This is a genomic window from Streptomyces sp. AC627_RSS907 (assembly GCF_019049165.1).
In genome coordinates, this window is the sequence record NZ_JAGMUE010000311.1 from 1 (window position 1) to 471 (window position 471).

A 471-nucleotide genomic window follows, 5' to 3' on the forward strand; every position below is an offset into this window, starting at 1 on the left:
GGACCTGCCGACCTACGCGTTCCAGCACAAGCGGTACTGGCTGGAGGCATCCACAACGAGCGGTGATGTGAGTGCGGCGGGGCTGCGCAGCGCGGAACATCCGCTGCTGGGAGCCGCACTGCCGTTGGCGGACGCGCAGGGGTATCTGTTCACCGGGCGGCTGTCGCTGAGAGCACATCCGTGGCTGGCGGACCACGCCGTGAACGGGACGGTACTGCTGCCGGGCACGGCCTTCCTGGAACTGGCACAGCACGCGGGAACACAACTCGGCTGCGCCACGGTCGAGGAGCTGACCCTGGAGGCACCACTCGTCCTGCCCGACCACGGCGGACTCGCGATCCAGGTCGTGGTCGCCGCCCCCGACACGGACGGCAGCCGACGACTGACAATCCACGGCAAGGCCGAGGACGCACCCACCGACCAGGAATGGACCCGCTACGCGGGCGGCACACTCGCCGAGGCGAGCGCACC

The 471-nt window shown here is 69.9% G+C and carries 1 protein-coding gene; it reads left to right on the forward strand.

Translation table 11 applies throughout. The features are described from left to right. Positions 1–471: polyketide synthase dehydratase domain-containing protein (locus KUM32_RS35455; RefSeq protein ID WP_217146041.1), on the forward strand; the 471-nt coding region annotated here is incomplete at both ends.